The 6,711-nt window shown below is 56.2% G+C and carries 7 protein-coding genes and 1 pseudogene; 5 read left to right on the plus strand and 3 right to left on the minus strand.

From position 1 onward, the window contains the following. Positions 1-483, plus strand: a 483-nt coding sequence (locus ACFOM8_RS22090) for a hypothetical protein (protein ID WP_377764538.1), incomplete at its 5' end; no start/stop codon positions are given. Positions 484-984: 501 nt separating this feature from the next. On the opposite strand, the gene mobV is transcribed toward ACFOM8_RS22090, so the two are convergent. Continuing rightward, positions 985-2,259 (minus strand): MobV family relaxase, encoded by a 1,275-nt coding sequence (gene mobV / locus ACFOM8_RS22095; RefSeq protein ID WP_377764539.1) that lies wholly within the window; start codon positions 2,257-2,259, stop codon positions 985-987. A gap of 420 nt (positions 2,260-2,679) precedes the next feature. Here mobV and ACFOM8_RS22100 point away from each other — a divergent pair, with 420 nt between their 5' ends. After that, positions 2,680-2,952 (plus strand): toxin-antitoxin system TumE family protein, encoded by a 273-nt coding sequence (locus ACFOM8_RS22100; protein ID WP_377764540.1) that lies wholly within the window; start codon positions 2,680-2,682, stop codon positions 2,950-2,952. Then, positions 2,949-3,308 (plus strand): HVO_A0114 family putative DNA-binding protein, encoded by a 360-nt coding sequence (locus ACFOM8_RS22105; RefSeq protein ID WP_377764541.1) that lies wholly within the window; start codon positions 2,949-2,951, stop codon positions 3,306-3,308. Before ACFOM8_RS22100 ends, ACFOM8_RS22105 begins: the two co-directional genes overlap by 4 nt. A gap of 88 nt (positions 3,309-3,396) precedes the next feature. On the opposite strand, the gene ACFOM8_RS22110 is transcribed toward ACFOM8_RS22105, so the two are convergent. Continuing rightward, positions 3,397-3,798, minus strand: coding sequence for a hypothetical protein (locus tag ACFOM8_RS22110; protein WP_377764542.1), 402 nt, complete (start codon positions 3,796-3,798; stop codon positions 3,397-3,399). A 76-nt stretch (positions 3,799-3,874) separates the two neighbouring features. Next, positions 3,875-4,450, minus strand: coding sequence for a replication/maintenance protein RepL (locus tag ACFOM8_RS22115; RefSeq protein WP_377764543.1), 576 nt, complete (start codon positions 4,448-4,450; stop codon positions 3,875-3,877). Between the two features lie 796 nt (positions 4,451-5,246). Here ACFOM8_RS22115 and ACFOM8_RS22120 point away from each other — a divergent pair. Next, positions 5,247-5,486, plus strand: a pseudogene (locus tag ACFOM8_RS22120) (IS5/IS1182 family transposase); the annotation flags it as partial. Between the two features lie 134 nt (positions 5,487-5,620). After that, positions 5,621-6,709, plus strand: coding sequence for a glycosyltransferase 61 family protein (locus ACFOM8_RS22125; RefSeq protein WP_377764544.1), 1,089 nt, complete (start codon positions 5,621-5,623; stop codon positions 6,707-6,709). Positions 6,710-6,711 lie beyond the last annotated feature (2 nt).

Raw genomic sequence — 6,711 nt, forward strand, 5'->3', positions numbered from 1 at the left:
CGAGAAAGCCTTAAACGACAAATGGAGCTTTATGCCGGAGCTAAGATCCTCATATTTTCGGAAGGTTCCGCAGTTCACGGCCGTCAATTGCTCGGAAGATTTCAGCAAAAAATCCTTATCTTATCCCGTAGACCAAATTTTGAAATTGCTCAAACAATGCTAGAGCCACGTTGTTCAGATCTTGAATATGTTTTGCCAATCACTGATTTTGCGGCACCAATAAAAATTACAGGGGCCCGCATGCGACCTAGCGGGATTTCTTTTTATGATTTAGATACCCTGTTCTCCACTTTTGCACGGCACGGTGTGGCACTAGCTGAGCAATGGGATTCAGAGGCTTATAAGTTGAAAGCGGCACAAGATGCTGCTGCTTGGTACGGCCGGATTATATCAAACAGCTCCATCGATCAGGAGAAAAGTCGAAGAGTAATTCAACCTGTCTTCGAAAAGCAAGGTATGGATATCTTCTCTGATCGTCCCTAATGCCCGCCCTAATCAACACTGAACAACCATATCCAAGGTGATACCCGTGCTGTCCGCGCGTTGCGCGCCCTTCGGGTAGATAGACAGGCCGGACCTGCTAACACCTTTTGCAGGGAAGCCCCCTCAGCCTACACCAGAACCACCAACTCTAGGCTGAAAACTATTGGCTGGTGAAAAGGGAAAAGACCGGAGGGACACCGCATCGGTCAAAATAAGGCTGCAGCGCCTCCAGAACTCCTAATGATGTCCTGCCACTATCCCCTATGCTGGGACGCTTTGCGCCCCTCAGCAGCCCGTACAGCGGCCCGGAGGATAGGGCATTGCGGCAGAGCGACCGCAGGCAGAGGTCAGGCGCTCGCAGGAGAGCCGGGTCAGCCAAGACCACCGGTAACAAGGGCAGCAAGTGTAACGATGCCAAATTACATATCCTGCTACAGTTCGTCCCCTTGGCAGAGTGGCAGGAAATAGAACCGTATTTTTTTACACTCGGGGTCGGGCGGGTCAGAGCTCCCAGACGTCACCCTCGTCGTGGGTGTGGTCGTGGGTTTTCTCGATAACGACCGTGCGCGCGCGCATCCGTTTTTCTTCCTGTTCGGCCTGTCTGGCCTCTTCAAGGCTGCGCCAGTGGCCTTCCAGCCGGTCCAGGGCCAGGGTGACGTCCCTGCCCGCATCGACAAGGGCGTGGAGAACAGGGGCCGCCGCTTGCGTGCGATCGGCGAAGGTTTCGCCGGGAAGCTGGTCCAGATCGCCCCCGAGCAGCCGGGTCATGCCGTCGGGGCCGAGAACCGTTTCCACCGCCTCGACCAATTCACGGCTTTCCGTGGGCGAGAGCTCGCGGGTGCGGGCGGTGATGAGCAGGCCGTTCATGTGGATGTCGGCCATCTGGCGCTCCTCAGGCGTGGACAGGCCGAGTCCCCGGCGCAAGGCCTGTTCATGGGTGCGGATGCCAGCCAGGAGCTGGGCCGCGCCGCGCTCGATCTGGCGCAGCCGGTCCTCGTACTGCGCCTTGGCGCGGACGATGGCCTCTCTGGCCGCCTCTGTGGCCCGCTGACGCCATTCCTCGTCGCTTTCCCTGCCGACCCCCAAGACATGGCCCTTGCGCCGCTCAGGGAGCCGGAAATCGGCCTCTACGGGCTCCTGGGCATGGGCGTAGTATTCCTTGATCGTCTGGTGCGTGGCCTGGCTGCGCTCGCGGCCGCGTTCCAGACCGAAGGCGATGCCCACCTCGTGGGCGAAATCGGTCTGCATCTTGCTCAAGGTGGCCTTGCCGCCGACCAGCTCGCGGGCGTTCAGCTTGCCGCGGGCATCGAGGGGGATGACCAGGATCTGCATGTGCGGGGTGGTCTCGTCGCGGTGGATGACGGCCGAGAGCACGTTGTCCTTGCCGTGACGGGCCTCGAACCAGTCAAGCGCCTTGCGGAAATAGGCGTCCTGCTGGGTGCGGCTCATGGCCGCCATCTTCTCGGGACTAGCGCCGACGAAGTATTCTAGGGCGTGAACGGCGTTCTTGCGGATCTTCTCGGGCGCACGGGCTTCCCAGGCGGCGACCACGTCCTGGCCGTTCTCGGGGCCTTTCAGGACGGTGTTCTCGTGCAGGCGGTCCAGATCGGCGTTTGGGGTATGGCGTTCACGGAAGTTATGGCTGAGCGCCGCGCCGAGCTGGCCCTTGGTCTTGATCTTGCCCACGCGCAGGATGGCATAGCGGCGTTCGCCGGCGGGTCGGCCGCCCTGGGTCTTGAGCCAGTCGTACTGGCCGATGACGAAGCTATCCCGCATCCGTTTCTCCTTGCGCTCCCTGGGGGTCGAGCCCGCCTTCTGTGGCCCTGTGGCCCTGTGGCCCTGTGGCCCTGTGGCCCTGTGGCCCTGTGGCCGACTGGTACACTGGCAAACTGGTAAGCGACGGCGCCACCCTCGCGACTGTAACACCATTTCAGAAAAATGTGCACTCACTAGACAATTTGTCTTACAGCCAAATTATCCGCTCGCCCCGCAATGCGGGGAAGGGGCACATTTTTCTGAAATGGTGTTCCTCTGCAATCCCCTGGAACGCCCAAAGGGAAGCCGCCTGTGGCGGCTCGATCCCGTCCCTCCCCAGCCTTTTGGGGGCGGTCGAACCGGGATCGGAAGCCATGGCTCCGGTGTTGTTGTAATTGACAACAAAGCCTTCATGTTGTTATTGATGACAACATGAAGGCTGTGCTGATCGAGAAGTCCCGGACCGTGGTCGATGACACGACCTTCTTCGAGGTCGTGCTTTGGCATCTTCCCGATCCGGTTCCCGGCAGCGCGCATCCGTTCAAATACCGGCTGGCCCTTGTGGTGAGCGGTGAATGCGTCCTGCGCTACGACAACGAGCGCGGCAAAGGCGATCACCGCCATATCGAGGGCCGCGAAGAACCTGTGCAGTTCACATCCCTGGAAGCGCTCTACGATGCCTTCCAGGCCGACATGGAGAGGATCCTGAGATGAACACGCTGACCGTTCGCCTGAGCACCATGGCCGACACCAAAGCCCGGTTTGTCGAGGCGGGAAAGCTTGCGCTTGCAGGCAAGGCCGTCGAGGCGGTTCCGACGCTGAACTTCACCAGCTACGACGACATGCACCGCGTCCTGGCTCCTTCCCGTCTCGCCATCGTGAAGGCTCTGGCCGGGCAAGGCGCTTTGTCGATCCGCGAGGTGGCGCGCCGGGTCGGCCGGGACGTGCAGGCCGTGCATCGTGATGTGACCACGCTTGCGAATGCAGGGGTCATCGACCGCACCGAAAAGGGGGTGGAGTTTTCCTATGACACCATCCACTTCGACTTCGATGTGAGCGCGGCGGCATGACGTAAACTACCACAGCTAGGACGAGATCTTGGCACGCCTGCTCTATCTCCACCAGCAGCGCGCCGCTTGATAAGACTGGCAGGTTCAGTCAACCGCGCCCTTTTCTAAAAAATCGGGACCAGAACCCCATAATGGGCTTGGGATGGTCTGGTGCAGAGACCGGGGGCGCAATGGAGAGACGTTCCGCAATCTGGTGCCATCTGTCCCGCTCCTGCCTCGCCTCAGCAAGAGCCTCGCGCAGCATCTGATTTTCCCGCTCCAAAACCCCTGTTTCACTTGTTTCTTCGGGTGGAGCAGATCGTTTCATGATCCACGTTTCAGGTGCTTCATCTGCAACAGGTGGAAATACGCGGTGCAACTCGGCCGGGTCTATAGTCCAGGCTCCGCTGTCGTCCTTCGTCCCCGAAATCTTGCCACTTTTTAAAGCCCTCGTGATTGTGGCTTTAGAAATTCCCGCTGCCTTTGCGGCCTGCCCCGCTGTGTATTTCATAGTGTTTCAGAGTATTGCGTGGTGTTGCATGAACTGGATTTGACCATTCTATGTAACGCGTTGCAGGCATGGGGCATTATGGTTCATCCCCTCTGGCCGTGGCTGGCAGATCAGGTTCCATTCCGGGGAAGGAAGGTTGCGAGATGGGGGGCAAGCCGACACCCGAAGGGATCTGAAGTTCACCAATCCGGGGGAGGTTGTATAGCGCTGTTTTAGGCTCATCGAGCGCCCCAACCTCTTGCTCATCCTCGGCGAGCAGCACATCAGCTTTCAAGCGGGCATAGCGCAGGCGGTCGCGGCCTTCTGCCCATGCTACACGGCTGTTGAGGACATAAGCATTCACGGTGCCACTGGCCCCGATCTGATGAACCTCGATCCAGTTGCCATCGGAAAGCGTTTTGAGGGCGCGCTTCACGGTCGAGGCCGAAGCTCCCATAAGGCGGGCCAAGATTTTGTGGCTGGCAACAACCGCGTTCTGATCTCCAACATTGGCAGCGAGGACATGCAGCAGGGCAGAAGCTGCAGGGTGCTTTGTGCCAAGTCGTGCCCATGCCTCATGGGCAGCCCGATCAGTCTGAACGAAGTGCCCCCGGCGCGGCTTCACTGGAAGATTTGGCCGTTCCGCCTCTTGGTCCGAGCCTAGTTCATCCATGACCTACCCATAGTCCATTTTTGATCGAAATTTGTTCACACACGATTCAGCATCGAGCAAGTATGAGCGATTTATACCGTTAAAATCGGAGCATGTCTGCTTAAAATCAGTTCAGACCTAGGTCATAGCTGTGACCTAGGGATAGGTCATAGCTGTGACCTACCCCCCCTTAAAAAATTAATCAAAAACAAATAGTTATTTTTTTGCCTTCTTATGATCTTAAGGCAGGCAAAAAATCCACAGGCCGGGCGCGCTTGCGCGCCGGGGGGGCGCGCCCGCTCCGGAGCTGGCGACCCCCCGCCTTGGGACGGGCTGTGGGGTTTTTGAATGCCGTCGGACGTGAGGCCCCTTGCGGGCCGAGCGGATGACTCCGCGTGTGGATGCGCGCGGCGGGAGGGGGTCCGGGGGAGGGTAAACCTCCTAAGCCGCTGCTCTGGTGGCACGGACAGGATCTGCTGAGAAGGGACGCTATGCAAACGCTGCGCTTCAACCCCTGGCTGCTGACCGGGTTAGAAGCGGCTTTATGGTGCGAAAAGGGGGAGTGGGCGGCGTCGCGGCACGGTTGTGAGTTAGGAGCGCTAGATGACGACTGAAGCACTAATCTAATCTTTGAACTACTTGGTCCGTCCTGAACAACTGGGAACGCTTTGATTATGTGTAACGAAGATGCGGTTTTGTTCGCTTTGGATTGCAGGCTTTCGTATGCTTTGGCGAGAAACCCTGCAATTTCCGGTCGCCGATGAAGCCCCATTCCCGCGCCCCTGAACAGGATGACCTGCTCCGTCCACGACTGGTCCTCAGGCGACGAAGTGCCATTGAGCCGGGGATCGGGCACATGAAGACCGACGGACGTCTGGCCAGATGCCCGCTGAAGGGCCGCATCGGCAACGCAATCTTCGCCATCCTCTGCGCCTGCGGTCACAATATCCGCAAGATTCTCGCCCATCTCAGAACTCTTTGGGTCCTGCTCTTTCACCTGATCGGGGCAATGATCCGGCCCGAAACGCCCCATCAACGCAAAGCATTGGCTGCCTGATAAGGTTGTTCAGAGCCGACTACTTGTTTAACGTACACCTATCTGTGCTTCATCGGCATCACATCGTTCTAACGCCGCTACTACTATCTAGACAACGGGCTATAATTAACTATTGATTGTCTTATCCAGGTCTAATGAATGAAAATGATAGGTCTGTTATTGAATTGAAGAAACAAATTTTTTATCTGTATAATTTTATTAGCAGTATTGCTAATTTTTTTAAACAGGCACTCGCAAAAATCTTTTCTAATGATCGTGTTTTGGAAGGCATATCTAGATTGGATGTTAATCCGAAACTTTTGGAAAAATCAAAACAAAAAAACAATTTCGACTTAGCAGGAACGGAAGCGCACATCCAGGATTCACCGAAGCGGAATAAGGACGTAAACTGGGCGCAAGCACGATCTGGAATTTGCGCTCCGAGTCCCTTGTTGTTCTCAAAAATAGAAGTTGCTCCTGCTTGCGAATTTTATCGAAATAAAACGATGATAGATGGAGGTCCAGTTTGGCCAGACTTTGAATATAATGAAATTGTTAGGCACTATCGACATGACGGCCCTATTGATAAAAATGGTCGTCCTACAGGTGCTGAACTGCTTAGGATAAGGAGGCCTGCAATTTGGGGCGGTCGAATGATTCCTCATTTTGGCCACCTTGTGGCCGAGCACATGAATAGGCTTGCAGCCAGCCTTTACTATCGTCCTGACGATATAGTTATTTTTACCACACCTCCTGGCATTGGGAAGCATCGGGTGCCAGGATATTTTTGGGCTATCGCGGATTGGTTTGGATTACCACGGAACCAAATACGCTTAGTTAAACGGCCCCTACTAGTCGATGAACTGCGCGTTACACCCCAGGCCGAATGTCTTTTATCTTGCACGCCCCCTGCTTGGCATCTCGACCTTCTTGACGAAGTTGCGCAATTAAATAGGCTTAAACCAGAAGCAAATGACGTGGTATTTGTTTGTCGTAAGGGTTATCTTGCAATGGGTAAAGGCGGCACAGCCGGAGAGGAAGCTCTAATTGAAGCGCTATCCCGGGCGGGCGTGCTGATACTTGATCCAGCACGAGAAAGCCTTAAACGACAAATGGAGCTTTATGCCGGAGCTAAGATCCTCATATTTTCGGAAGGTTCCGCAGTTCACGGGCTTTGTTGCACAAATCGGCTGCTGATCGGACTTCCCCTTTCCCCGGACAGATTTATCCTGCGACCTCTGTGATG

Source organism: Paracoccus angustae (assembly GCF_042648745.1).
Lineage (GTDB): Bacteria > Pseudomonadota > Alphaproteobacteria > Rhodobacterales > Rhodobacteraceae > Paracoccus > Paracoccus angustae.